The organism is Xanthomonas sp. JAI131 (genome assembly GCF_013410075.1).
Classification (GTDB): domain Bacteria; phylum Pseudomonadota; class Gammaproteobacteria; order Xanthomonadales; family Xanthomonadaceae; genus Xanthomonas_A; species Xanthomonas_A bonasiae.
The window spans coordinates 459111-485004 of sequence record NZ_JACCCN010000004.1; the positions used below are offsets into that span (position 1 = coordinate 459111).

General features: G+C 67.0%; 17 protein-coding genes. 6 read left to right on the forward strand and 11 right to left on the reverse strand.

Annotation, left to right across the window (positions count from 1 at the left end; all coding sequences use genetic code 11):
• Nucleotides 1-158: 158 nt before the first annotated feature.
• From HDC36_RS18435 to HDC36_RS18450, 4 genes are all read right to left on the reverse strand, one after another.
• Entirely contained in the window at nucleotides 159-1058 is a 900-nt protein-coding gene (locus tag HDC36_RS18435; protein WP_179570193.1) for a BPSS1780 family membrane protein, read from the reverse strand.
• A gap of 47 nt (nucleotides 1059-1105) precedes the next feature.
• Nucleotides 1106-1855: a glutamine amidotransferase gene (locus HDC36_RS18440; protein ID WP_179570194.1), complete on the reverse strand. Its 750-nt coding sequence runs from the start codon at nucleotides 1853-1855 to the stop codon at nucleotides 1106-1108.
• Between the two features lie 100 nt (nucleotides 1856-1955).
• Nucleotides 1956-2156: a hypothetical protein gene (locus HDC36_RS18445; protein WP_179570195.1), complete on the reverse strand. Its 201-nt coding sequence runs from the start codon at nucleotides 2154-2156 to the stop codon at nucleotides 1956-1958.
• 28 nt (nucleotides 2157-2184) lie between these two features.
• Nucleotides 2185-4005, reverse strand: a complete 1821-nt coding sequence (locus HDC36_RS18450) for a GspE/PulE family protein (RefSeq protein ID WP_179570196.1) — start codon at nucleotides 4003-4005, stop codon at nucleotides 2185-2187.
• A gap of 75 nt (nucleotides 4006-4080) precedes the next feature.
• Between HDC36_RS18450 and glyQ the strand changes: the two genes are divergently transcribed.
• Nucleotides 4081-4989 (forward strand): glycine--tRNA ligase subunit alpha, encoded by a 909-nt coding sequence (glyQ, locus tag HDC36_RS18455; RefSeq protein ID WP_003469925.1) that lies wholly within the window; start codon nucleotides 4081-4083, stop codon nucleotides 4987-4989.
• Nucleotides 4990-5148: 159 nt separating this feature from the next.
• Entirely contained in the window at nucleotides 5149-7380 is a 2232-nt protein-coding gene (gene glyS, locus HDC36_RS18460; RefSeq protein WP_179570197.1) for a glycine--tRNA ligase subunit beta, read from the forward strand.
• Nucleotides 7381-7934: 554 nt separating this feature from the next.
• Here glyS and rep read toward each other — a convergent pair.
• Nucleotides 7935-9911 (reverse strand): DNA helicase Rep, encoded by a 1977-nt coding sequence (rep, locus tag HDC36_RS18465; protein WP_179570198.1) that lies wholly within the window; start codon nucleotides 9909-9911, stop codon nucleotides 7935-7937.
• 135 nt (nucleotides 9912-10046) lie between these two features.
• Between rep and HDC36_RS18470 the strand changes: the two genes are divergently transcribed.
• Both HDC36_RS18470 and HDC36_RS18475 read left to right on the forward strand, forming a co-directional pair.
• Nucleotides 10047-10667, forward strand: coding sequence for a thymidine kinase (locus tag HDC36_RS18470; protein ID WP_179570199.1), 621 nt, complete (start codon nucleotides 10047-10049; stop codon nucleotides 10665-10667).
• 310 nt (nucleotides 10668-10977) lie between these two features.
• Nucleotides 10978-11733, forward strand: coding sequence for a sel1 repeat family protein (locus HDC36_RS18475; protein WP_179570200.1), 756 nt, complete (start codon nucleotides 10978-10980; stop codon nucleotides 11731-11733).
• A gap of 292 nt (nucleotides 11734-12025) precedes the next feature.
• Here the strand turns inward: HDC36_RS18475 and HDC36_RS18480 are convergent, their stop codons facing one another.
• The 6 genes from HDC36_RS18480 to mutM form a co-directional block, all read right to left on the reverse strand.
• A complete protein-coding gene (locus HDC36_RS18480) occupies nucleotides 12026-13630 on the reverse strand; it encodes a glucan biosynthesis protein D (protein WP_179570201.1) in 1605 nt (534 codons plus the stop codon).
• 321 nt (nucleotides 13631-13951) lie between these two features.
• Nucleotides 13952-14914 (reverse strand): DUF4380 domain-containing protein, encoded by a 963-nt coding sequence (locus HDC36_RS18485; RefSeq protein ID WP_179570558.1) that lies wholly within the window; start codon nucleotides 14912-14914, stop codon nucleotides 13952-13954.
• Between the two features lie 540 nt (nucleotides 14915-15454).
• Nucleotides 15455-15802, reverse strand: a complete 348-nt coding sequence (locus tag HDC36_RS18490) for a low molecular weight protein tyrosine phosphatase family protein (protein ID WP_338123898.1) — start codon at nucleotides 15800-15802, stop codon at nucleotides 15455-15457.
• Nucleotides 15803-15945: 143 nt separating this feature from the next.
• Complete coding sequence (locus HDC36_RS18495) at nucleotides 15946-18792, reverse strand: serine/threonine-protein kinase (RefSeq protein ID WP_179570203.1); 2847 nt, start codon at nucleotides 18790-18792, stop codon at nucleotides 15946-15948.
• An 18-nt stretch (nucleotides 18793-18810) separates the two neighbouring features.
• Nucleotides 18811-19377 (reverse strand): ECF-type sigma factor, encoded by a 567-nt coding sequence (locus tag HDC36_RS18500; protein ID WP_179570204.1) that lies wholly within the window; start codon nucleotides 19375-19377, stop codon nucleotides 18811-18813.
• Nucleotides 19378-19446: 69 nt separating this feature from the next.
• Entirely contained in the window at nucleotides 19447-20259 is an 813-nt protein-coding gene (gene mutM, locus HDC36_RS18505; RefSeq protein ID WP_179570205.1) for a bifunctional DNA-formamidopyrimidine glycosylase/DNA-(apurinic or apyrimidinic site) lyase, read from the reverse strand.
• Nucleotides 20260-20737: 478 nt separating this feature from the next.
• Between mutM and HDC36_RS18510 the strand changes: the two genes are divergently transcribed.
• Nucleotides 20738-25297 carry an RHS repeat-associated core domain-containing protein gene (locus tag HDC36_RS18510; RefSeq protein WP_179570206.1) on the forward strand — a complete coding sequence of 1520 codons (4560 nt, stop codon included), beginning with the start codon at nucleotides 20738-20740 and terminating at the stop codon, nucleotides 25295-25297.
• On the forward strand, nucleotides 25281-25799 hold the full coding sequence (locus HDC36_RS18515) for a hypothetical protein (protein WP_179570209.1): 519 nt from the start codon (nucleotides 25281-25283) through the stop codon (nucleotides 25797-25799). Before HDC36_RS18510 ends, HDC36_RS18515 begins: the two co-directional genes overlap by 17 nt.
• Nucleotides 25800-25894: the final 95 nt, after the last annotated feature.

A 25894-nucleotide genomic window follows, 5' to 3' on the forward strand; every position in this document is an offset into this window, starting at 1 on the left:
CGCGGCAATCCACGAAGCCGAAAGCGTCAGGGCTGAAGCCGCGCCTACAGATGCGACGACCTGGCAAGGCCAGAGCTCTGCAAAAGCGGACGACCGGAAAACCGTCAGCTCCCGCTTTTACGAATCCCCAATCCCGACTCCCCAATCCCGGCCTTCAATCAAGCCGCAAACACATTCGAAGGCGGCGGCGGCACCGCGGGCGCGGCGTCGCCGCTGTGCACGAACATCTGCTTCCAGGCCGCGTAGACCGCGCCGGCCAGCGCCGGCATCGCCAGTGCCATCAGCAGCAACTGCGCGACCAGGGCGGCGATGGTCGGCCCGGCCAGCGCCTGCACCAGCAGGATCACCAGCACCAGGGCGAAATACAGCGCGAACATCGCGATGAAGGCGAGGACGAAGAACACCAGCATCGCCGGCAGGTTGTGCAGGCAGGCGCGCAGGCTGTTGCGCATCGCCGCCAGGCCGCCGCGGCCGTCGAACATCACCTGCGGGGCGAGCACGAACAGGGTCAGCGTCACCGCCACGAAGCCGACGAACACCATCAGCAGCCACAGCAGGATGCGCATCGCCGGCAGCGTGGCCACCAGTTGCTCGACCTGCGCCGGATCCGGCTGGGCGCTGGACTGGCCGAGTTCGTTGAGCTGGTTCATCACCGTGCCCAGCTGCTCCCAGCCGCTCTGGCCGACCACCACCAGGGCCAGCGCACCCAGCGCCAGGCCGACCAGCACCTGCGGCAGCAGCGCCACCAGCAGGCGCGGCGCACGGCCGTCGTGCAGGCCCTGCAGCAGATGCGCCGGCTGCGCGACACGGCCCTGGTCCACTTCGCGCACCGCCCACACCAGCCCGCCGAACAGCAGCGGTCCGGCCAGGCCCAGCAGCAGTTGCGCCAGCATGCCCAGGGTCGGATTCAGCGCGCCCATCAGCAGCGCCAACAGCGCCGCCAGGCCCCAGATCACGCCCAGCAGCCCCAGCGCCAGCGGCGCCCGGCGCAGCAGCGCAATTCCGCTCAACAGCCATTCCGCGCCGGCCGAGGCCGGCAGCTTGCGAATCTCGATCATTGCCAATCCGAAGTGGGGGACGCCGTACAGCGCGGCGCCTGTACAGATTATCGCGGTTTTGCCTGGCCGCCGGCGGTTTGCTGGCCGCGCGCGTGCTGAACGAAGCGCCGCAGCAGCTTGCGCGCCAGCGGCGCGGCGCTGACCTCGCGGGCGATGGTACGGGCGCAGCGGCCGGCGCTGCGTAGACACTCGGCGCGGGCGTGCACGTAGCCGCGCATGTGGTGGGTGGCGAATTCCGGGTGGAACTGCACGCCCCAGGCCGCCTCGCCCCAGCGGAAGGCATGGCACTGGTCCTGCGCCGAGCGCGCCAGCACGGTGGCGCCGGCCGGCGCGCGCAGCACCGTCTGCAGGTGCGTGGCGTGCGCCGGGAAGCGTTCGGGCAGGCCGGCGAACAATGGATCGTCGAACGCCGGCGGATGCAGGTCGATGTGCACGGTGCCCGATTCGCGCCCCGCCGGGTTGTAGGCCACCTCCCCGCCCAGCGCGTGCGCCAGCAGCTGGTGGCCGTAGCAGATGCCCAGCAGCGGCGTGCCGGCGTGGGCGGCCTCGCGCAGCCAGTCGGCCGAGCGCTCGCTCCAGTCGGCGCGGTCGGTGACGAAGGCGGCCGAGCCGGTGACGATGATGCCGGCGAAGCCCGTGCGCGCGGGCAATGCGGCGCCGCCGGCGACATTGGCGACCACCGTGTCGCGCTCGGCCAGCCCGGCGGCGACGCGGATCCAGTGCGGGAAGCGCCCATAGCGCCGCATCGTCGCCACCGGCTCGCCGGTTTCGAGGATCAGGAAGGGCGCAGGCGTCATCGGCGGGCGGCAACTCGGAGGGGGTCGACCCGATTGTAGACAGACCTTCGCGGCTTTTTCCAAGTCTGCGGCGCACTGCGGGGCTGTCGCGCGTCGCAATTCAGCTGCACGACAGTCGTTTGCCGCCGCCGCACGTCGGTTTTGGCATCAGCGCTGCGTCCGCGCCGGTGAACGCGGCGGGGATGACCGCCAGCATTTCGCGTGCGGCGATGGTCGCGATCTTCGCCACAGCCGCCTCGCGGAGTTGCCGCACGCCATCGCGCGCATCGGCGATCGGCGCTTCGCCCCGGGCGGCGTGCACCCGCGCGGTGAAATCGCCCGTGGCCGCCTCACTCGCGCGGCGGCAGCACCGACAGCACTTCCTCGATGGTGGTCAGGCCGGCGGCGACTTTTTCCAGGCCGGCACGACGCAGGCTGCGCACGCCCTCGGCCTGCGCGGCGCGGCTGAAGCCGGCCAGGTCCATGTCGGCGCGGATCAGCGCGCGCAGGCGAGGGGTCACCGGCAGCAGTTCGTACAGGCCGACCCGGCCCAGGTAGCCGGTGCGGCGGCATTCCAGGCAGCCGACCGGGGCGTGGACCTGCAGCTCTTCCGGCAGCGCTTCGCCCGGCTCGCGCAGCGCGTCCCATTCGATGTCGCTGAGCGTGTGCGGGCGCTTGCAGTGCGTGCACAGCGTGCGCACCAGGCGCTGCGCCAGCACGCCGTTGAGGGTGGAAGCGACCAGGTAGTGCGGCACGCCCAGGTCGAGCAGGCGGGTGATCGCCGAGGGCGCGTCGTTGGTATGCAGGGTGGACAGCACCAGGTGCCCGGTCAGCGAGGCCTGCACCGCCATCTGCGCGGTCTCCAGGTCGCGGATCTCGCCGATCATGATGATGTCCGGGTCCTGCCGCAGCAGGGTGCGCACGCCGCTGGCGAAGTCCAGGTCGATGTTGGTCTGCACCTGCATCTGGTTGAACTCCGGCGCGATCATCTCGATCGGGTCCTCGACGCTGCACACGTTCACGTCCGGCGTGGCCAGGCGCTTGAGCGTGGAGTACAGCGTGGTGGTCTTGCCCGAGCCGGTCGGGCCGGTGACCAGCACGATGCCGTGCGGGCGTTCGACCAGCGCCGCCCAGCCGGCCGCTTCCTGCGCGCTGAAGCCGAGCTGGTCCACGCTCTTGAACGCCGCGTCCGGGTCGAAGATGCGCATCACGCACTTCTCGCCGAACGCGGTGGGCATGGTCGACAGGCGCATCTCGGTCTCGCGCCCGCCCGGCGAGCGGGTCTTGATGCGCCCGTCCTGCGGGCGCCGGCGCTCGGCCAGGTCCATGCGTCCGAGCACCTTGATCCGGCTGACGATGGCGGTCATCACCGCCGGCGGCACTTCCAGCACCTTGTGCAGCACGCCGTCGATGCGGAAGCGCATGCGCCCGGCCTCGCGCCGCGGCTCCAGGTGGATGTCGCTGGCGCGCTGCTCGTAGGCGTACTGCAGCAGCCAGTCGACGATGTGCACGATGTGGTGGTCGTCGGCGTTCACGTCGCCGCCGCGGCCCAGTTCCACCAGCTGCTCGAAGCTGGGCAGGCCGCTGCTCTGCTCGTTGCGCCCGTCCTTGGCGCCGCGCACCGAGCGGGTCACGCCGAAGAATTCCATCGTGTAGCGGTGCAGGTCCAGCGGGTTGACCACCGCGATCTCGATCCGGCGCCGCGCCAGGTGCTGCACGTCGCCCAGCCAGTCCAGCGCCAGCGGCTCGCTGGTCGCCACCAGCAGGCGCTCGGCGTCCAGCGCCAGCGGCAGGATGCGGTGGCGGCGCGCGTAGGCGTGCGAGACCACGGCGGTGACCGCGGCCACGTCGACCCGGGTCGGGTCGATGCGCAGGTAGCGCAGGCCGCAGCGCTGCGCCAGCCATTCGGTCAGCCGTTCCAGGCCCAGCTCGCTGCCCGGCGGACGGGTGGCGGCCAGTTTCAGGTTGGACAGCAGCACCAGCGGGTGCACGTCGCTGACGGTGCGCGCGGACTGCACCGAGAACTGCATGCGGCCGCGCTCGGCCGGCGCGACCAGGCCGTCGGCGAGCAGCGCGGCGGCCACGCGTTCGAAATTCAGGCGCCCGGGCGGCAGCGACACGGTGGCGGGTACAGGCACGGCGGGCGGCTGCGCGGCAGGTCGCGAATCCATGGTCAGGTCCGGTGCGCGGAAGTCCCCGCAAGTCGGTCGCTATACTAGCGCACCCCCTTTGCCGGCCTTTGCTGCATGCCCGTCTCCCGGTCCGTTCCGATCACGTTCCAGGGTCTGATCCAGACCCTCAACCAGTTCTGGGCGCAGCACGGCTGCGTGCTGATCCAACCGCTGGACCTGGAAGTGGGCGCCGGCACCTTCCACCCGGCCACGTTCCTGCGCGCGCTCGGGCCGGAGCCGTGGAACGCGGCCTACGTGCAGCCGTGCCGCCGTCCCACCGACGGCCGCTACGGCGAGAACCCGAACCGCCTGCAGCGCTACTACCAGTACCAGGTGGCGATGAAGCCGAACCCGGACAACATCCAGCAGCTGTATCTGGATTCGCTGCAGGCGCTGGGCATCGACCCGCTGGTGCACGACCTGCGCTTCGTCGAGGACAACTGGGAATCGCCGACGCTCGGCGCCTGGGGCCTGGGCTGGGAGGTGTGGCTCAACGGCATGGAGGTCACCCAGTTCACCTACTTCCAGCAGGCCGGCGGCCTGGAATGCAAGCCGGTGCTGGGCGAGATCACCTACGGCCTGGAACGGCTGTGCATGTACCTGCAGAACTGCGACAACGTCTACGACCTGGTGTGGACCTACGGCCCGGACGGCGCGCCGGTGACCTACGGCGACGTCTACCACCAGAACGAGGTGGAGCAGAGCGCGTACAACTTCGAGCATGCCGACGTGGCCGAGCTGTTCCACCGCTTCGACGCCTGCGAGCGCGAGGCGCAGCGCCTGGTCGAGCTCGGCCTGCCGCTGCCGGCCTACGAGCAGGTGACCAAGGCCAGCCACGCCTTCAACCTGCTCGACGCGCGCCGCGCGATCTCGGTGACCGAACGCCAGCGCTACATCCTGCGCGTGCGCGCGCTGGCGCAGGCGGTGGCCAAGGCCTACCACGCGCAACGCGAGAAGCTGGGCTTCCCCGGCGTGAAGCGCTGAGGCCATAGAGCCCCTCTCCCACCGGGAGAGGGGTTGGGGTGAGGGTCCGGGGCGAAGCCCTGCAGACCTGAACTTCCACAGGCTCCGCCGTACCCTCATCCGCCCCTTCGGGGCACCTTCTCCCGCAGGGAGAAGGGAACCGCTAGCAAGGTCTGACACATGAGCGCACTACATCCCCTGCTGATCGAACTGGGTACCGAGGAACTGCCGGTCAAGGCGCTGCCGGGCCTGGCGCAGGCCCTGTTCGACGGCGTGATCGCCGGGCTGGAGAAGCGCGGCATCGCGGTCGAACGCGGCGACGCCAAGCCGCTGTCCACCCCGCGGCGGCTGGCGGTGCTGCTGCCGGGCGTGGCCGCCGAACAGCCGGAGCAGCGCTCGGAAGTGCTCGGCCCCTATCTCAACATCGCGCTGGACGCCGACGGCCAGCCAACCAAGGCGCTGGCCGGTTTCGCCGCCAAGGCCGGCATCGACTGGACCGCGCTGGAGCGCACCAGCGACGCCAAGGGCGAGCGCTTCGTGCACCGTGCGGTGACCCCCGGCGCGCAGACCGCCGCGCTGCTGCCGGAGATCCTGCGCGAGGCGATCGCGGCGATGCCGATCCCCAAGCCGATGCGCTGGGGCGACCACGACTACGGCTTCGCGCGGCCGGTGCACTGGCTGGTGCTGCTGTTCGGCAACGACGTGGTGCCGGTGCAGTTGTTCGGCGTGCAGGCCGACCGGGTCAGCCGCGGCCACCGCTTCCTGCACGACGCGCCGGTCACGCTGGCCCAGCCGGGCGACTACGTGGCCGCGCTGGAAGCGGCGCAGGTGCTGGTGGACCCGGATGCGCGCCGCGCGCGCATCGTCGCCGAGGTCGAGCAGGCCGCGCGCCAGGCCGGCGGCAGCGCGCGCATTTCCGACGACAACCTGGAGCAGGTGGTGAACCTGGTCGAATGGCCGTCGGCGGTGCTGTGCCATTTCGAACCGGCATTCCTGGCGGTACCGCAGGAAGCGCTGATCGAGACGATGGAGAGCAACCAGAAGTTCTTCCCGGTGCTCGACGCCGGCGGCAAGCTGACCGAACACTTCATCGGCATCGCCAACATCGTCTCGCGCGACGTGGCCGAAGTGGCCAAGGGCTACGAGCGGGTGATCCGCCCGCGCTTCGCCGACGCCAAGTTCTTCTTCGACGAGGACCTCAAGCAGGGTCTCGAGGCGATGGGCGCGGGCCTGGCCAGCGTGACCTACCAGGCCAAGCTCGGCAGCATCGCCGACAAGGTGCAGCGCGTGGCCGCGCTGGCCGAAGCGATCGCGCCGCTGGTCGGCGTGGACGCCGTGCAGGCGCGCCGCGCCGCCGAGTTGAGCAAGAACGACCTGCAGTCGCGCATGGTCAACGAGTTCCCCGAACTGCAGGGCATCGCCGGGCGCCACTACGCCAAGGCCGCCGGCGAGTCGGGCGAGATCGCGCTGGCGATCGACGAGGCCTACCAGCCGCGCTTCGCCGGCGACGACATCGCGCTGTCGCCGCTGGGCAAGGTGCTGGCCATCGCCGAACGCCTGGACACCGTGGCCGGCGGCTTCGCCGCGGGATTGAAGCCGACCGGCAACAAGGATCCGTTCGCGCTGCGGCGCAATGCGCTGGGCTTGGCACGGACGGTGATCGAGAGTGGGTTTGATGTGGATCTAAGGCATCTTCTTTTCATCGCTTATGCCGAAGTAAACAAGGACATTGCGGCTACGCTAGCGGAGCAGAAAACTCAAGCGGCCCTTGTAGCCGCAAAAAAGGGCGTAAAACTCGAGTTATCTCAGGAAGGAAGTTCAGAATTCTCGAGCAGCGAACTTGATGCTCTTTTCGACTTCATCCTCGAGCGCCTCCGCGGCTACTACGCCGACAAAGGCGTGCCGGCAACGCATTTCAACGCGGTGGCGGCCTTGTTCTCGGGCGGGGTTGAAGGAAGCGCGGCTCCTGTAGGAGCGGCTTCAGCCGCGACCGCCACGCACGGATCGCTCTACGACTTCGACCGCCGCATCGAAGCGATCGGCATCTTCGCCACGCTGCCGGAGGCCGAGGCGCTGGCCGCGGCCAACAAGCGCATCCGCAACATCCTGCGCAAGGCCGAGGGCGCGATTCCTGCGCAGATCGACCCGACCCTGCTGCGCGAGCCGGCCGAAAGCGCACTGGCCGAGGCGGTGGAAGCGGCGATCGTGGAAACCGACGGCGCCCTGCGCCAGCACGATTACGTCACCGTGCTGAACTTCCTGGCGCGGCTGCGGCCGCAGGTGGACGCGTTCTTCGACGGGGTCATGGTCAACGTCGAGGACCCGGCGATCCGCGGCAACCGCCTGGCCCTGCTCAAGCGCCTGGGCGACCGCCTCGGCAGCGTCGCCGCGATCGAGCACCTGTCGTCGTAAGCAGGGCAGCGGACTGCTGCAGGTAGGGGCTGCGAAAGCAGCCTCTTCTTTTTGTGGGAGCGGCTTCAGCCGCGACGCGCGAAGCTGGCAGCGCCACAACCAAGTGAAGCCGCGTCGGGACTGAAGTCCCTCCCACAGTGCACCCGACCGGCTCCGTCCGAGCGCCTGCCGATCGACGCTGCTTGAGAGTGCCGCGGCTCTGGTGACACCGCTTCTTGTGGGAGCGACTTCAGTCGCGATGCGCGAAGCTGCAATTCCGCAATGCTGAGAAAAAAGCGTCGGGGCTGAAGCCCCTCCTACAGTGCACCCGGCTGGCCATGTACGAGCACCGCGTCGAGCCCCTCTCCCCTCGGGAGAGGGGTTGGGGTGAGGGTACGGCGCGCAGCGTCTCGTTGGGTTTGGGCGCGCGGGGCTGCGCCCGTACCCTCATCCGCCCCTTCGGGGCACCTTCTCCCGAGGGGAGAAGGGAGATCACTTCGCGCAGGCCTGCCACGTACAGTGCTGCGCACAACCGCCGTTACGAATCCCCACTCCCCACTCCCGAATCCCGGCCTTCAATCGAACAACGCCTGGATCGCCGCCAGCCCGGCATTGGCGCGCTCCTTCTTGCGCTCGGCGTCGGCCACCGGGTCGGCGCCGTCGCGCTGCATCTCCTCGGCCGGAATCTCGTCGAAGAAGCGGCTGGGCTTGAGCCGGATGTGTTCGCCGAACTTGCGGGTCAGCTTGCTGTAGCTCATCCACAGCTGCTCCTTGGCGCGGGTGATGCCCACGTACAGCAGGCGCCGCTCTTCCTGCAGGTTGCCCTCCTCCAGGCTGACCTCGTGCGGCAGCACGCCGTCCTCGCAGCCGACGATGAACACGTAGCGGAACTCCAGGCCCTTGGACGCGTGCATCGTCATCATCCGCACCTGGTTGCCGCCATCGTCCTTGTCGTTGCGCGACAGCAGCGCCAGCTGCGCGGCCAGGTCGCCGACGGTGGCCCCACGCGGGCCGCCCTCGAACCACTTGGCGAGTTCTTCCAGGTTGCTGCGGCGGCGCTGGAACGTGGTTTCGTCCTTGCACTGGCTGCGCAGTTCGCGGATCAGTCCCGACTGCTCGGCGAGCTGGCGCACCACGTCGGCCGAGGACAGGGTCAGCGAGGCGGTGCGCAACTCGTGCAGGACGTCGACGAAATCGCTCAGGCCGTTGGCCGCGCGCGGCGGCAACTGCTGCAGCGCGCCCATCGACTCGGCCGCGCGCGACATCGGCAGGTTCTTCGCCGATGCCAGTTCGGCCAGCTTGGCCAGCGAGGTCGCGCCGACCTCGCGCTTGGGCGCCTGCACCGCGCGCAGGAACGCGGCATCGTCGTCCGGATTGACCAGCAGCCGCAGCCACGACAGCACGTCCTTCACTTCCTGACGTTCCAGGAACGCGGTGCCGCCGGTGATGTGGTACGGCACGCCGGCGATCTGCAAGGCCTTTTCCAGCGGCCGCGACTGGAAGTTGCCGCGGAACAGGATGCAGAAATCGCTCCACGGCACCTGCTTGGCGGTGCCCAGGTAGGCGATCTCGGCGGCGACCTTCTCCGCCTCGTGCTCGCTGTCGCGGCATTCCCATACGCGGATGCGCTCGCCGTCGGCCTGGTCGCTCCACAGGGTCTTCAGGTGCTCGTGCGGGTTGTGCGCGATCAGCGCATTGGCCGCGCGCAGCACGCGGTTGGAGCAGCGGTAGTTCTGTTCCAGCTTGACGATCTGCAGCGCCGGATAGTCGCGCCCCATCTGCATCAGGTTTTCCGGATTGGCGCCGCGCCAGGCGTAGATGCTCTGGTCGTCGTCGCCCACGCAGGTGAAGTTGCCGCGCGGGCCGGCCAGCATCTTCAGCAGCCGGTATTGCGCGTCGTTGGTGTCCTGGCTCTCGTCCACCAGCAGGTAGCCGATGCGCTCGCGCCAGGCCATGACGATGTCCTCGTTCTCCTCCAGCACCTGCACCGGCAGGCGGATCAGGTCGTCGAAGTCCACCGCATTGAACGTGCTCAACCGTGCCTGGTAGCGCTCGTACAGGCTGGCCGCTTCCTGCTCGCGGTTGCTGCGCGCCGCGGCCATCGCCTGCTCCGGCGACAGCCCGGCGTTCTTGGCGCGCGAGATCAGGTTCTTGGCGTCGTCGATCGCATCGGGCTTGGCGCCGTGCATCAGGTCCTTGATCTGCGCCGCGGCATCGTCGGCGTCGAAGATCGAGAAGCCCCGCTTCAGACCCACCGCGGCGTGCTCGATCTGCAGGAATTTCAGCCCCAGCGCGTGGAAGGTGCAGATGGTCAGGCCGTCGGCGGCATCGCCGCGGATGCGCTTGGCCACGCGCTCGCGCATTTCCTTGGCCGACTTGTTGGTGAAGGTGATCGCGGCGATGCGCTTGGCCGGGTAGCGGCCGGTGGCGATCAGGTGCGCGATCTTTTCCACGATCACGCGGGTCTTGCCGCTGCCGGCGCCGGCCAGCACCAGCAACGGGCCTTCGCAATGCAGCACCGCGGCGCGTTGGGGGGGATTGAGACCGTGCATGAAGACTTCCCTGGGCCGCGCATTGTAGCGGGCGCCGGCCGGCGGCGAGGACCGCGCCGCTGCGCGGGCGCTGAACGGGTTTTCCCGGGCGCATCCGGCCTGCGACGGAGTTGTCCGCCGCGCTAGAATCGGGCCATGGCGAAACTGTACTTCTACTATTCGGCGATGAACGCCGGCAAGACCACGACGCTGCTGCAGTCGGCGCACAATTATCGCGAGCGCGGCATGCGCACCGCGATCCTGACCCCGCGCCTGGACCACCGCGACGGCAGCGGCGTGGTGGCCTCGCGCATCGGCCTGCGCGCAGACGGCAGCACCTTCGTGCCGGACACCGACCTGCTGGCGCTGCTGCAGGACGACATCGCCCGCGACGGCGCGCTGCATTGCGTGCTGGTGGACGAGGCGCAGTTCCTCAGCCGCGCGCAGGTCTGGCAGCTCAGCGAGGTGGTCGACCGGCTGCGCATCCCGGTGCTGTGCTACGGCCTGCGCACCGATTTCCGCGGCGAACTGTTCGAGGGCAGCCAGTACCTGCTGGCCTGGGCCGACGAGCTGCAGGAGATCAAGACCATCTGCCACACCGGCAGCAAGGCGACGATGACCGTGCGCGTGGACGCCGACGGCCACGCCGTGCAGGACGGCCCGCAGGTGGAGATCGGCGGCAACGAACGCTACGTGTCGGTGAGCCGCGCCGAGTTCAAGAAGATCATGCGCGGCGAGGGCCGTATCGATCCGTTGCAGATCGCGTTGCAACGGTAGTCCATCCGCCGCGCCGGGCTGACGGCTACGGCGCCAGACGAAAGACCGTGTAAGCCAGACTGTGTAAGCCGAAGGCGACGCCGCGTTTGGCAGTTCAGCCGCATGCGCAGGCGGACGCCGCGCAAGCGCTCTGCACTGCCTTGGTGCGTCCATCCGCCGCCCCTGTTCGGCTGCAGTCGGCGCGACACCGACCATGAACGTCGGTTGAAAACTGCGCCACGGCCCTCGGCTGCATAGGCCATCAGTCTATGGATCGCGGCTGCAACGCCCATTTAGAATCGTCGGCGATCGCACTCACGGGAAGAGTTCTATGCATCGGTTCAAGGGATATGCCGTCGGCGGCTGCACCGCGCTGGCCATTGCGGTTGCGCTCGCGCTGTCCGGCCCGGCTGGCGCCGCCGACAACGCGCGTACGTTCGACGACATTCCGGCGCAGGTGATGACCGACGGCTTCCTCGAGGCGCACCTGGACCTGTTCTATCGCCGCGCCGGTATCCGCGCCGACAAGAAGGGCGAGTTCGCCGAGGCCAGGAAGAACTACCAGCTCGCCGCGCGCTATGCCGACAAGCCGTCGCAGGCGCGCCTGGGCGAGATGTACTGGGAAGGCCAGGGCGGCGCGCAGGATCGCGCGATGGGCTTCCTGTGGATGGCGCTGGCCTCCGAGCGCGGCTACGACGCCTTCACCACGCGCAAGATGGAGTACTGGAACCAGCTGACGCCCGAAGAGCGGCAGCGCGCGATCAAGCAGGACAAGAAGATGCTGGCCACGTATGGCGATACGGTCGCCAAGCCGCGCCAGGAAGCGGTGCTGCGCCGCGAAGCCGGGCGCAGTACCGGCAGCATGCTCGGCCACTCCGGTGCCTCCGCCCTGCAGATCAACGGTCCGCGCGGCGGCAGCGTCGATCCGGAAGTGTTCTACGCCAAGGAATTCTGGGAACCGGCGGCGTACTGGAAGCTGCAGGACCGGGTCTGGGACGGCCGCACGCCGGGCCGCGTGGATATCGGCGATGTCGAGGACATCACCCAGGAAACCGCGCCGAAACCGCAGGAACCGGCCAAGCCTTGAGTCTGCGGCAGCCGCGCGAAGCCGGACACGTCGCGCGTCGGGACTGAAGTCCCTCCCACAGTGCACCCAGCTGCTATACGCACGCCACTGTAGAAGCGACTTCAGCCGCGACGAGCGAAGCCGACACCTTCATCGCACTGCAAAAAGCGTCGGGGTTGAAACTCCTCCTGCCGTGCACCCAGCACGGCGACTGCACGCTTTTGTAGGAGCGGCTTCAGCCGCGACAAACGAAGTCGGGCACCGCACACGGCGAGGCGCTGCCGCGCGTGACGCGGCAGCGCTCGGCTGCAACTCAATACAGCTTGCGCTCGGCCGCCGGCGGCGGGGTCCACTGGTACAGCCAGGTCTCGGTCAGCGGCGTGTCGCCGGCGCGCAGGAACAGGCGGATGTCGATCTGCTGCGTGCCCTCGTCCGGCGGCACCACGTCGAACATCGCGCGGTAGCCGGAGAGTTCGTGCAGCGGCCGCGCCGAGACGATCTCGGTGCTGCCGCGGCTCAGCTGCAGCACCGCCTCGACCTTGGCGTCCTTGTCCTTGCCGAGCCTGGCCAGCTCGCCGCCGACGAAGTCCACCGCGAAGCGCCAGGAGAAATGGCTGCGCTTCTGCCCGACCACGCCGCCCAGGCCGGTGCGCGTGGCCACGCACTGCGCCAGCGGCGAGGACGCCGGCGGCTGCGCGCCCCAGTACAGCCGGTAGCCGAACAGCAGCTCCTGCCCGGGCTGCGGCTTGTCCTGCGGATTCCAGAACGCGACGATGTTGTCGAAGGTCTCGTCGACGGTGGGAATCTCCACCAGCTGCACCGACCCCTTGCCCCAGCCCTGCTTCGGTTCCACCCACAGGCACGGGCGCTTCTCGTAGTACACGCCGTCGTCGTGGTAGTGGTCGAAGTTGCGGTCGCGCTGCAGCAGACCGAAGCCGCGCGGGTTCTCGTCGACGAACATGTTGAAGCGCAGCTGCGGCGGATTGCACAGCGGCCGCCAGATCCATTCGCCGCCGCCGGTCCACATCGCCAGGCCGTCGGTGTCGTGGATCTCCGGGCGCCAGTCCCAGTCCATGCGGCGGTCGTTCTCGCCAACCTGGTACATGCTGGTGCACGGCCCCAGGCCCAGCCGCTCGATGGTCTTGCGCGGATACAGCGCGCTGTCGATGTCCATCAGCAGCACGTCGCCGTTGGTGATCGCGAAGCGGTAGGCGCCGGCCACGCTCGGCGAATCCAGCAGCGCGTACACCACCACCGTGTCCGAACCGGCCTTGGGCTGCTCCAGCCAGTAGGCGATGAAGTCCGGGAATTCCTCCGGCCCGCCGGTGCCGGTATCGATCGCCAGTCCGCGCGCGGACTGGCCGTACTGGCCTTCCTTGCCCACCGCGCGGAAATAGCTGGCGCCGAGGAATGCGGCGAAGTCGCGGTCGGTGTCCTGCTTGGTGTTGAGGCGGAAGCCGGCGAATCCCAGCTCCTTGGGCAGGTGCTTGCCCTGCAGACCGCTCTTGCCGTAGTCGAACGCGGCGCCGTCGTAGGCCAGCTCCTGCGCCTGCCCGTCGACCAGGTCGAACATGTGCACCGGCGACTTGAAGTACAGGCCCAGGTGGAAGAACTTGGCCTGGAATTTCGAAGCGTTGTCCACCGCCCACAACGCGTGGTCCTGGCGGTAGCGGATCGACTGGTACTGGTCCCAGTTCAGCGATTCCAGCGGTCCCGGCAGCACCCGCTTGTGGCTCTGGTAGGGCGCCTGGGCCATGGCCCGGGCATGGCCCTTGAGCCAGGCGTAATCGAAGGGCTGCGGCTTGCCCAGCCGGCGCAGGCCGACCGCGGGGGCGGCCTGGCCGAGCATCGGCATTGCGGGCAAGCCCATGGCGGCGAAGGCGGCGGCGGCGTTCTTGAGGAAATCGCGTCGTTGCATGGGCCGGATCGAAGCGGAAAGGGCCTCCATCATAGACAAGCGGCGTTAAACGCGAGAGCTGGGGCGGCGCGTCATCGGTTCCCGGGTAGGGCGCGCTGGGTCTGTCGGGCCGTCAGCCGGTGCTGCATGGCGCAGCGCCTGACGGGCGGTCAGGTCAAGCCGCGCGGCGCCGACTGGCGGCCTGGCTCCAACCCGCGGGGCCGCGTTTGTGCGCTTTCGGCGCTAGGTCATCGCCCGGGCGGAACGCCGCCACGCCGTCTCGCCCTTGCTTGCCTCCACGCACAAGAGCGGCGCGATCCGCTTGGGGATTGAGGACGCGCCCTAGGGCGTCGCGCACGCCCCCTTCAACGCCAGCGCTGCGGCGTGCCGGCACAGGAAACTGCGCTGCTGCGCCGGGTCGTCGCCGCCGGCGTAGTCCAGCAACGTCCATTGCTCCTCGGCCTGCATGTTCTGGCCCGGGGCCAGGGTCCGGTACGGCGCGTGCACTTCCATTTCCAGCAGGCCGCCGCCCGGATCGGAAGCCGACGCATCCAGGTAGAACTCGACCTGGCCCTGCTCGGGATGGATGCGCGCGAGCGGCTGGCGGGCGAAGCGGATCACCCAGGCCTGGCCGCCGGAGAAGGCGGCGATCCAGCCGGCCGACGGCTGCAGCAGCAGCTTGCCACGCTGTCCGGCGCTGCCCGGCGGCGCGGCCGCCAGCGTCATCAGGCCGTCCTGCACCACGTACTGCGGCGGCGCGTAGCCGGCGCCATCGCTGGGCTGCACGCGGATATCGGCAGCGGCCGCGACCGGCACCAGCACCCGCGTGGCCGCGCTCACCCGGGTGTTGAACCACAGGTCCCAGGCCACCGCGGTCTTGCGCACGTTCTGCGCCTGCACCTGCAGCAGCACGCTGTCGGCGCGCTGCGGCGACAGCGCGAAGGTCTTGTGCAGCCGCACGCCGCTGACCGGGCTGTCCACGCCGCGCAGCTGCAGGCGCTGCGGCGCGCGCGCGACGACGGTGGTGGTGGCGAAGCTCAGGTACGGGTCCGGCGGCCAGTTCGCATGCGCCGCGCGCCGCGCCGGATTGGCGTCCTGGTGCTGCCACCACGCGCTCTGCGGCCCGACCCAGACGTCGTGGCCGAAATAGGGGATATCGTTGGCCGCTGCGCTGACCGTCGGCAGCGGCTGGCGCTGCACCGCGTCGCCGACCTTGATCAGGTTGGGCCCGCCGCTGCGCTGGAAGCCCAGCACGCGCCCGCCCAGGGTCGGCGTGACCGTGAGCCGGACCACGCCGTTGTCCATGATCCACGGCGCCGTCGCATCGGTGCCAGGCGCGGTTGCCGGGGCCGCGGCGGCGAGCAACGGCCAGGCGCCGAGAAGCGCGAGCAGCGCCGCGCGCGGGCGCCACCGTCCATTCTGCGTATTGGTGCGCATGGCGAACCTGTGATCGAGGAAGGGAGCCCGATTGTGGCGACTCTGCGGCCGCGGCGACAGCCGATCGGTTGCGCCTGCGCGCCGCGGCTGTTGCCGCTCGGCGCAATCCCACGGCCGCGGCTGTCGCAGAAGGGCGCACGGCTTCGGCCACGGGCCGATTCGAACACCTGCACCTGTGGCACCAGCGAAGGCGACGGTCGTGGCGATTTCGGTCGCGGCTGGCGAAGTCCTCGAGCGGACGCCACAGCTCCGCCGCTTCTTCGACGACGCGGTGGCGGAGGAACCGCAGGGGTCACCGGCACAGCCGTAGCAAGCGGTGCCATGCGCCCGCGCGGCAAGTGAGAAACTCGCTGCCGCGCTCGGCGCGTCAGGCGACGGGCTGCGGCGCGCGCCCACGCCGCGTGTCACTCAGAGCGCCGGATGACGCCGCGGCAGATGCGGCGTCACCGTTTGCTGCAGCCGCCGCACCAGCACCGGATCCATGAACGCGTAGTCGTCGGGAATGTCCAGGCAGACGATGCGCTTGCCGCTCAGGTGCCGTTGGAACCCGGCCGACAGCTTGCTGCGGTGGCGCCGTTCCATCACGAAGATCAGGTCGGCCCAGGCCAGCAGCTCCGGCGTCACCGCGGTCTCGGCATCGGCATTGATCCCGGCCGATGCGGTCTCGATGCCGGGCCAGTCGGCGAACAGCTGCTCGGCGGTCGGGCTGCGCAGCCGGTTGCGGGCGCACAGGAACAGGACATGGCGGACGGGCACGGCGCGGCGGGTCGAAGGGCGGTGGCCCATGGTAGCGGCGATCGCCGGCCGTTCGCAGACGCCGATCCCGGCAGGCAGGCCGCTGTCGCCGCCAAGGGCGCAGGTCCGCGGCCGCGCTGCGAGCGCCGTTTCGTGGTCGAGACTCAACGCGCGGCGGTCAGCACCGCGGGAGCGCCGCAAGCCGCACTCAGCCCCTCCACCTCGTGCACCAGCGTGCCGCCCTGCGGCTGCGCCTGCGCCAGTTCGCGCTGCAGCGCCTGCAGTTCGCCACGCCCGTTGCCCGCACCGCCGCGGCGTTGGCAATGCAGCTCGGCGGCATAGGCGCGGGCGCGCCAGCGCAGCTTGCGGCTTTCGATGCCGTCTCCGCCCTGCCGCGCCTGCGCCTCCAGTTCGTGCAGCGCCTGCGCGTCGCGGCCGAGCCGGCCCAGGTTGCGCGCCCAGGCCACGCGCACCGCGCGCGTGCGCGGATGGGTCGGGCCGTAGCCGCTCTCGGTACGGCGCAGCGCCTGCGCCAGCAGCGCATCGGCCTGCCGCGGTTCGCCCAGCGCGGCGCGCGCCTCGGCGATCAACCGCTCGCTGTCGCCGACCGCCGGGTTGTTCTGGCCGAGCTGCGCGATCCAGCGCGCGCGCGCTTCGTACAGCGGCGCCAGCGCGTCGCGGTAGCGGCCCGCGGCCGACAGCGCCAGGCCCTGGTTGAGCAGCATGTACGGCAGCAGCGCCTGGCTGTCGGGCGCGCGCATGATCGCGACCGAGCGCGCCATGTCGGCGATCGCCTGCGCGTCCTGGCCGCGCTCCAGTTCCAGCATCGCCAGCGAACTCCAGCTCATGCCGGTGTCGCGGTGCGTCGGTCCCAACCGCTCCACGGTCAGCGCATGCGCGGCGCGCAGTTCGCGCTCGGCGATATCGAGACGGCCCTGGTCGATCATCACCGCCGCCCGCAAGCGCCGCAGCCCGAGGCTGACCGGATGGCGGTCGCCGTTCAAGCTGCGCGACAACGCCAGCGCCGCGCTCACCGCCTGCTCGGCCTGGTCGACATCGCCGCGATCGCGGTAGGCCACGCCCAGGCTGCGCAGCAGGTTGACGCTGAGCGGATGCCGCGGGCCGGCCTGGCGGTCGAGCAAGGCCAGCGCCTGCAGGTAGCCGGCGATCGCCGCGTCGGTGTGGCCGATGTCGCTGTCCATCGAGGCGACGTCGGTCATGCTCTCGACGATGCCGGCCGGGTCCTTGAGCACGTCGCGGTGCAGCGCCAGCGCGCGCTCGAACCAGGCCCGCGCCGATGCGCGTTCGCCGAGCACGCGCCGGCAGCGCCCCAGTTGCGAGAAGAAGCCGGCGGCCTGCAGCGGCAGCTGCGCCTGCGCTTCCTGCGCCTGCGCCGCCAGCGGCTGCAGCATCGCCACGCACTCCTGCGAACGGCTCAGCAGGCGCAGCGCGCGCCCATGCTGCGCCGCCGCTTCCAGGCGCAGCGCCAGCGGCACGTCGTCCTGCGTGGCCAGCAGCGCGCGCTGCCGTTCCAGTAGCAGCAAGGCTTCGCGATAGTCGCCCAGGCCGATGCGCAGGCGCGCGATCACCCCCTGCAGTTCCGCACGCGCCAGCGGCTGCCGCAGCAGTTCGCGTTCGCCGCGCTGTTCGCCGCTGGCAAGCAGCCCGCGCAGGTCGAAGCCGTCGCCGCGCTGCGCGTTGCCGGCGCGATCGAACAGGCCGATCACGAAGTCCTGCATCGCCTGCGCGCGCACGGTTTCGCGATGCGCCTCGCGCACCTGCCACAGCGCCACGCCTGCGGCGCCCAGCAGCGCGGCGGCGGTCAGGCTGCCGAGTACCACGCTCCAACGGTGCCGCTGCAGGTATTTCTGCAGGCGGTAGGCCACGCCCTGCGGGCGCGCCTGCACCGTCCGTCCCTGCAGATGGCGGCGCAGATCCTGGGCCAGCGCCTCGGCCGAGGAATAGCGCTGCGGCAGCGGCTTCTGCAGCGCCTTGAGCAGGATGTTGTCCAGATCGCCGCTCAGCCGCCGCGCCAGGCGCCGCGCCTCGGCCGGATCGCGCTGTCCCTGCTGCGCCGCGCGCACCACCGCCGCCGACGGTCGCGGTGCCTCCACCGCCAGGATCGCGCGCTCCCATTCGGCATCGCTGCTGCGGCGCAGGTGATAGGGCTTCTGGTCGGTGAGCAGTTCGTACAGCACCACGCCCAGCGAATACACATCGGTCAGCGTGGTGATCGGTTCGCCGCGCACCTGCTCCGGCGCGGCGTAGTGCAGGGTGAACGCGCGCGCCTCGGTGCGCGGATGCGCGTCGGCCGCAGGGTCGGCCTCGGTGTCGAGCAGCTTGGCGATGCCGAAGTCGAGCAGCCGCACGTCGCCTGCGGCGTTGACCAGGATATTGGACGGCTTCAGGTCGCGATGCACGATCAGGTTGGCGTGCGCATGGCTGACCACCTCGCACACCTGCAGGAACAGCCGCAGCCGCGCGCTCACCGGCAGGTGCAGGCGCTGGCAATAGTCGGTGAGCGGCTCGCCTTCGACATAGGCCAGCGCCAGGTACGGGCGCCCGTCGCTGGCGATGCCGGCGTCGAGCAAGCGCGCCAGGTGCGGATGCTCCAGCCGCGCCAGGATCTCGCGTTCGCGGGTGAAGCGCTGGCGCAGCGCGGCATCGGCATAGCCGGGACGCAGCAGCTTCAGCGCGACCTGGCGCTGGTACAGCCCGTCGGCGCGCTGCGCCAGCCAGACCTGGCCCATGCCGCCTTCGCCGAGCAGCCGTTCCAGCGCATACGGCCCGATCCGGCTGCCGGCGCACAGGCACTCCATGGCGCTGGCCAGCAGCGGCTCGCTGAGCAGGTCCGAGCCGGCCGCGTCCAGCGCCAGCATGCGCACCAGTTCATCGGCACTGGCCGGATCCTGCGCGTGCAGCTGCGCCAGACGCGCCGCGCGCGCCTCCGGGGTCAGCTCCAGCAGTTCGTCGAGCAACGGCGACAGGCGTTGCCACTGCAGCGCGTCCATGCGGTGCTCCGGTCGGTCCTAGTGATCCTGCATCGCCGCCAGCAGGAAGATGCGCGCCTTCTGCCAGTCGCGGCGGATGCTGCGTTCGGAGCGCTGCATCAGCTCGGCGATCTCCTGTTCGGACAGCCCGGCGAAATAGCGCAGCTCCACCACCTTGGCCAGGCGCTCGTCGATCGCCTGCAGCCGGTCCAGCGCCACGTCCAGCGCCAGCAGATCCTCGTCCAGGCGCACCCCGCCGCTGTCCTCGGGAATCTCGGCGACGCGCTTGAGATCGCCGCCGCGCTTGCGGGTCAGGCGGTTGCGCGCGTAATCCACCACCACGCTGCGCATCGCCGAGGCGGCGTAGGCGAAGAAGTGCGCGCGGCCGTCGAAACGGGCCATGCCGTGCGCGCCGAGCAGCTTCAGGTAGGACTCGTGGACCAGCGAGGTCGCGTCCAGGGTCTGCGCCTGCTGCCCGGCCAGCTGGCGCCGGGCCATGCTGTGCAATTCCTGGTAGAGCGTGCTGAGCACGCGGTCCAGCGCCTCGCGGTCGCCGCCGCGCGCGGCGTCCAGCCACACGGTGATCTCGGGTGCAGTCTCTACCACGGCGGTCTCTCCTCCGGCCGGGAGTCGCGCGGACTATAGCGCGCGCCGGCGGCCAGCGGCGGCCGCCCGTCAGCGCTGGCAGCTCCCGCACCAGACGCTGGCGCGCTGGCCGATGCTGGCGTGGCGCAGCGGCCGCCCGCAGCGCTTGCAGGCCTCGCCCTCGCGGCCGTAGACAGCCAGTTCCTGCTCGAAATAGCCGGGCGCGCCGTCCGGGCTGATGAAGTCGCGCAAGGTGGTGCCACCGCGGGCGATGGCATAGCCGAGGATCGCCTTGGCCGCCTCGGCCAGGCGCGCATAGCGTGCCCGCGAGACCTCCCCGGCCTCGCGCAGCGGACTGATTCCTGCCTGGAACAGGCTTTCGGCGGCATAGATGTTCCCGACCCCGACCACGATGCGTTGGTCCATCAAGAACGTCTTTACCGGCGCGCTGCGGCCACGGCTGCGCCGGAACAGGTAATCCCCGTCGAATTCGTCCGACAGCGGCTCCGGCCCCAGCTCCTCGAGCAGCGGGTGGGTCTGGCCCGGCGCCTGCCACAGCAGGCAGCCGAAGCGGCGCGGATCGTTGAAACGCAGCACGCGCCCGTCTTCCAGGCTGATGTCGACATGGTCGTGCGCCCGCGGCGGCGTGTCCCCGGGCAGCACCCGCAGGCTGCCGGACATGCCCAGGTGCAGCAGCGCGCTGCCGGCGTCGGTGTCCATCAGCAGGTATTTGGCGCGGCGGCGGATGCCGTCGATGCGCTGCCCCGGCAGCTGCTGCGCCACTTCCGGCGGGATCGGCCAGCGCAGGTCCGGCCGGCGCAGGATCACGCCGTGGATGCGCCGCCCCAGCAGATGCGGCTCCAGGCCGCGCCGGGTGGTTTCTACTTCGGGGAGTTCGGGCATGGGGGCTGGACTGCGAAATAATCGATTGACGAGTTTAGCCGGCGACGTGTATCGAGGGATCAGATCCAGCGCTGGAAGCAGGCGATATCGGTGGTGTGAACTAGCAGATTGTCATCCGTCACGTCGCTAAGGTCGCCTGTAGAAGAGGTACCTAGGGGGGAACTTACGCACACCCTTTGGATGAGTGGTGCCCTCCTTGGGCAAGGAGAATTTGATCACAAAAGGGAAGGCGAGCAATTCTATCCACCGTTGATCTCCTGTAGCGTGTTCCTAAGGATCTGGGTTGGATAGCTGCAAGAGCTGGCACAAAGGGATATGCATACGCACTTATAGCGAGCACTTACGGTGCTAAAAAATTTCCCTAGAAGCCGGCACTTGATTGCGCCACGGCGCGCCCGCGAGTTCGCGTGCGCTTTGCAGATATCCAATATCTCATTCTAGCTATTGGTCAAATCGGTCCAATCTACAGGGAAGTAACATGGTGTACGAAAAGAAGAAGCGGCGTCCTTTGGCGTGGCTCTCCACTTTGGAATTCACTTGGCCGAGCGCGGTTGCCGGCTTGGTACTGTTTATCTGCCTGCCTTTTTCGGCGTTTGGACAAGAGTCAAATAAAAATTTTAGCGTGCGTAAGAGTGACGGCGCATTGATTGGTACCTACGCGACCCAGGAGCAGGCTGAAGCAGCAATTCGAACCATTCCCGGGCCTCCAAACGCACCCGACGCATATCAATATGTAACCGAGATCAAAGCGACCACGCCCACTGCCGATGGCCAGGTTTCGATTGTTTATTGGATGGGACGAAAGGAACGCACGCTACAGTATTTCGGCGTTAATGGTCAGAGTTACGCAACGGAAGACGAGCTGATTGCCGGTTCTATTGGCACGCTCAACCAAGGTGGCAGCCCACCATGTGCATCGGCAACATTCGTACGCACTGACGAGTGGGCACCTTACTCACCTGAGTTTAAAGGCCTCGATGTCGCGAACTACGTCTACACCTATCCAGACTTCAACGACGATGAAGGAACTTGCAGCGTAGAATCGGGCGAAGCTCAGCTCATGCGCATTTCTAGTTGTCCGAACCCTTATATGAACTGGGATGACGACCAGGGCGCATGCGTAAACGAAGAATTCACGGCAACCATAGCTGCCCCGCGTAGAGAATGCCCTGGCACTAGTGGCCCATCGGGACTCTTTGGTAATCCCTGCGATGTCAAAACGGGCGACAAATACGAGAGGGAAAAGGACATCGATCTCGGTTGGATACGCCTGGAGCGACATTATCAGTCCGGTGTGGCGGCGACGTCCGGGCGCTGGGGCCTTGGATGGTCGGACTCCCACCAAATCCACCTCGCCCTAGCGCCTTCTTTCTCCGGAGTCATTGAAGGAAGTGGCTATGTGACGCTTTTCATGGCGGCAGGCGGCGAATATTTAGCAGCCAATGGAAGCGGCCAACGTATCGCCGCGGACGGAAGCAATTGGAAGCTGTATCGCCAAGATGGCATTTATATATTTGATGGTTCCGGCCGCCTCATTTCGCTTGAAAACGAAGATGCTAGCCGGCTTTTCTATGGGTATGATCAGCATGGAAGACTGCAGTCGATCACGTCTGAACAAGGACGCGCTATTGAATTTTTTTACACGGATACATCCAGTGACGCCAGAATTACAGCGATCAATTCCGGAGGAGTTATCCTAGCCTCGTATACGTACGATAACGGGCGCCTCAGCACCGTTACGTATGCAGATCAAGGTCAGCGTGTATATCACTATGAAGATAGCCGCTTTCCACGGCATCTGACTGGAATCACTGCTGAAGATGGACAACGATTCAGCACATTTGCATACGACGATGCAGGGCGAACCATATCCAGCACCCACACCGATGGGGCTGATGCGAGCAACTTTGTTTATACGTCAACTGGTACGATCGCAACCAATGCACTTGGCGAGCAGTACACCTATGCTATGACAGACCCTAGCCAAGGGACGCCAAGAATATCGTCGATTACGAACAGCGCCGGTACCGAAAGTTATTCCTATTTTGATGCTTCCGCCGATTTTCGCCGCCGCGTAAATAGTGAGACCGATCGCGCTGGCGTAGTGACCAAGCATACTTATGCCGACACGATTGAGTCTGGCATAAGAGTTACCGCACACACAGTGCAGAAGGCGTTCGGGCTTCCAGAACAGAGTACCTTCATTACTCACACAGCCACTGATTCGAATCGTGTCTTGCGCATCCAGTCCGATCGTGTACTTACCGAGTATTCGAGGAACGCAAGGCTGCAGCCGCAGGCCGTGGCTACATCGGATATAGATACCAATCAAACCCGTATTACCTCGATTAGCTACTGCGAAGCTGCAGATGTTGCAGCCCCTGGCAGTACTTGTCCCATCCTCGGGCTTGTTAAATTGGTTGATGGCCCGCGCACCGACGTCGCCGATACTATGCAATACGCTTATTACCCAAGCGACGAGGCTGGTTGCGCGAGCCCTGCTGGAATCTGCCATTATCGAAAAGGCGACCTGTGGAAGGCCAGCAACGCCATCGGGCAGGTTACCGAGTACCTGGCCTACGACGGCGCTGGGCGCGTGTTGGCGGTGAAAGACGCCAATGGCGTTGTCACCGACTTTGCCTACCACCCGCGTGGTTGGCTGACCGCCAGCAAAGTCCGCGGCGCCGACGACACCAGCGAGAGCGACGACCGCATCACCAGCATCGACTACTGGCCGACCGGGCTGGTCAAGCAGGTGACTCAGCCAGACGGCGCGTTCACTGCCTTCACCTACGACGCGGCGCACCGCCTGACCGACATTGCCGACAACGCCGGCAACACCGTCCACTACATACTGGACAACGCCGGCAACCGGGCCAAGGAAGATACCAAGGACGCGGCGGGCGCGCTCAAGCGCACGCTGTCGCGGGTCTACAACCAGCTCGGCCAGCTGGCCACGCAGGCCACTGCCAGCGGCGACCCGACCGATTTCGGCTATGACGCCAACGGCAACACCGAGACGGTGACCGACGCGCTCGGCCATGTCACCCAGAACGAGTACGATCCGCTCAACCGCCTGGCGCGCACGCTACAGGACGTGGGTGGCATCGCGGCGGAAACCAAGTTCTCCTACGACGCGCTCGACAATCTGACCAAGGTCACCGACCCCAAGGGTCTAGATACCATCTATGCCTATAACGGCCTGGGCGACCTGATCACGTTGACCAGCCCGGATGCTGGCATCACCACATATACCTATGACAGCGCCGGCAACCGGGCCAGCCAGACCGACGCTCGTAACGTCACCACCACTTACAGCTACGACTCCCTGAACCGGCTGATCCAAGTCGCCTATCCGACTAGCAGTCTCAACGTTACCTATACCTACGACGTCAGCCAGACCACATGCGCTAGCGGCGAGACCTACGCGGTCGGCCGCCTGGCGCGAATGCAGGACGGCAGCGGCAGCACCGATTACTGCTACGACCGCTTCGGCGATCTGGTGCGCAAGGTGCAGACCACCAACGGCAAGGTGTTTGTACTGCGCTACGCCTACACCAAGGCGGGCCAGCTGAGCCGGCTGACCTATCCCGACGGCACGGGGGTGGACTATGTGCGCAACGCCCAGGGCCAGATCACGGAAGTTGGCGTGACCCCAGCCGGCGGCACACGCCAGATGCTGCTGGGCAACGCGACCTACTACCCGTTCGGTCCGGTGGCGAGTTGGTCCTACGGCAACGGCCGCCCGATGCAGCGCGTGCTGGACCAGGATTACCGTCCGCTGGCGGTCAGCGACACGCGCAGCGACGGCCTGAGCACCGGCTTCGCGTTTGACCCGGTCGGCAATCTCAGCGCGCTGACCGCGGCCGGCAACACGGCCCCTGTTGTCAGCCTGGACTACGACGCCCTAGGCCGATTGACTGCATTCAAGGACGGCCCGACTGGCACGGTGATCGACGGCTACAGCTACGACGCCACCGGCAACCGGCTCAGCGCCAAGGTCAATACCAGCACGCAGACGTACACCTACCCGAGCACCAGTCATCGCCTGAGCGCAGTGGCAGGAACGGCGCGCACCTATGATGCGATGGGCAACATGACCTCGATCGGAGGCACGGCACTGGAATTCGTTTACGGAGCCAATGGCAGGATCGGACAGGCCAAGCGCGCTGGAACGGTTGTGATGAACTACGCTTATAACGGCCGGGGCGAGCAGGTGCGCCGAGTCGGCAATACCAATACCTACACGCTATACGACGAAAACGGCCATTGGCTGGGCGATTACAACAACAACGGTGCCCCGCTGCAGCAGGCGATCTGGCTGGACGACTTGCCGGCGGGCGTGCTGGCCAACAACAGCCTGCACTACGTGCAGCCGGACCACCTGGGTACCCCGCGCGCGGTGATCGACCCGGTGCGCGACTTGGCGATCTGGAAGTGGGACTTGAAGGGTGAGGCTTTCGGTAGCACACCGCCGGACCAAGATCCGGACGGCGACGGCGCTACGTTCGTATTCGACATGCGCTTCCCCGGGCAGCGTTACGATACGGCGACTGGACTCAATCAGAACTATTTCCGGGACTACGAACCCGCGACCGGACGGTATGGGCAGAGTGATCCGATTGGGCTAGCTGGGGGGAAAAGTACATATGCTTATGTTTCTGGCAAACCAATGGCTTTTTTTGATTTGTTTGGCTTGACGCAAGAGGATATTGATTACCTATTCGCACTGGCGAAAGAAAGGGAAACGGACTTGAAATTCCCCACAGCGCTAAAAGTAAAGGACCTAAGTGGTGACAAGGTGGGCCATACAAACTATGCGGCAAGGACAATCACGATAGATGACCGCTATTTGGCTGTCCTTACTGCAGCTCAGCGCGTTGATTTGTACGATACTATCGTCCATGAAGGTCTCCATCTTACCAAGGGAGTTTTTTATAGCGCGCGCAACCATCCCAAGATTTATGAGGAAGCAGCTAGACGGACAGAAGCTGTCAAGCAAAGCATTGAAGGAAAAAGCGATGACTGCCCGGAATAAAAAAATTATTTGCCTGATGGCTTTGGCATTCTTAGCAGGATGCAATAGCACATCGCTGAATGTTAAGAATGATGTGGTGCCAAATGTGGTTAGCTGTCGCCCGACTTCAACAATCGCCAGTGAAATCGCCTCGTCGCAGATTGGATGCCATCAAGGCGCCATTGGAAATGGCGTTCAAGTGCTTATCTCAAGCACAACCAGAACCGCATCCATGCATAGCGATGCCACTGAAAGAGAGATGACATCTATCTTTATTCAGCCGGCTAGTGCTGTGCATGAGGTGGGCCCTACCAAATTCAAAGCTTTTTATTCGAAAGGCTTATTCGATTTAACAGGAAAGTCTGGTTGCGTCGGCATTCTTGAAGATGGCTCCGTAAATATTAGCAAATCAGCACAAAATACCACCCTTAATTACAACCTCCAATTTAGGCTAGTAAGCCCGCTCGGATGGCCCGAGGACTGCAAGGCACCACGCAAGATTGCCGGCTCTGTTGATCTATAAACTATTCCACTTAAGAAACCCATGCCGATCTATGGCCAAAGCAATATAGAGTTGCAGATTACATTCATACAACATGTTCAAAATTCGATGAGAAA

What these genes read in the sequence shown, in the direction of transcription:
- HDC36_RS18435 (WP_179570193.1), bottom strand. Translation starts at nt 1,058, where the DNA reads ATGATCGAGATTCGCAAGCTGCCGGCCTCGGCCGGCGCGGAATGGCTG.
- HDC36_RS18440 (WP_179570194.1), bottom strand. Translation starts at nt 1,855, where the DNA reads ATGACGCCTGCGCCCTTCCTGATCCTCGAAACCGGCGAGCCGGTGGCG.
- HDC36_RS18450 (WP_179570196.1), bottom strand. Translation starts at nt 4,005, where the DNA reads ATGGATTCGCGACCTGCCGCGCAGCCGCCCGCCGTGCCTGTACCCGCC.
- glyQ (WP_003469925.1), top strand. Translation starts at nt 4,081, where the DNA reads ATGCCCGTCTCCCGGTCCGTTCCGATCACGTTCCAGGGTCTGATCCAG.
- glyS (WP_179570197.1), top strand. Translation starts at nt 5,149, where the DNA reads ATGAGCGCACTACATCCCCTGCTGATCGAACTGGGTACCGAGGAACTG.
- rep (WP_179570198.1), bottom strand. Translation starts at nt 9,911, where the DNA reads ATGCACGGTCTCAATCCCCCCCAACGCGCCGCGGTGCTGCATTGCGAA.
- HDC36_RS18470 (WP_179570199.1), top strand. Translation starts at nt 10,047, where the DNA reads ATGGCGAAACTGTACTTCTACTATTCGGCGATGAACGCCGGCAAGACC.
- HDC36_RS18475 (WP_179570200.1), top strand. Translation starts at nt 10,978, where the DNA reads ATGCATCGGTTCAAGGGATATGCCGTCGGCGGCTGCACCGCGCTGGCC.
- HDC36_RS18480 (WP_179570201.1), bottom strand. Translation starts at nt 13,630, where the DNA reads ATGCAACGACGCGATTTCCTCAAGAACGCCGCCGCCGCCTTCGCCGCC.
- HDC36_RS18485 (WP_179570558.1), bottom strand. Translation starts at nt 14,914, where the DNA reads ATGGACAACGGCGTGGTCCGGCTCACGGTCACGCCGACCCTGGGCGGG.
- HDC36_RS18495 (WP_179570203.1), bottom strand. Translation starts at nt 18,792, where the DNA reads ATGGACGCGCTGCAGTGGCAACGCCTGTCGCCGTTGCTCGACGAACTG.
- mutM (WP_179570205.1), bottom strand. Translation starts at nt 20,259, where the DNA reads ATGCCCGAACTCCCCGAAGTAGAAACCACCCGGCGCGGCCTGGAGCCG.
- HDC36_RS18510 (WP_179570206.1), top strand. Translation starts at nt 20,738, where the DNA reads ATGGTGTACGAAAAGAAGAAGCGGCGTCCTTTGGCGTGGCTCTCCACT.
- HDC36_RS18515 (WP_179570209.1), top strand. Translation starts at nt 25,281, where the DNA reads ATGACTGCCCGGAATAAAAAAATTATTTGCCTGATGGCTTTGGCATTC.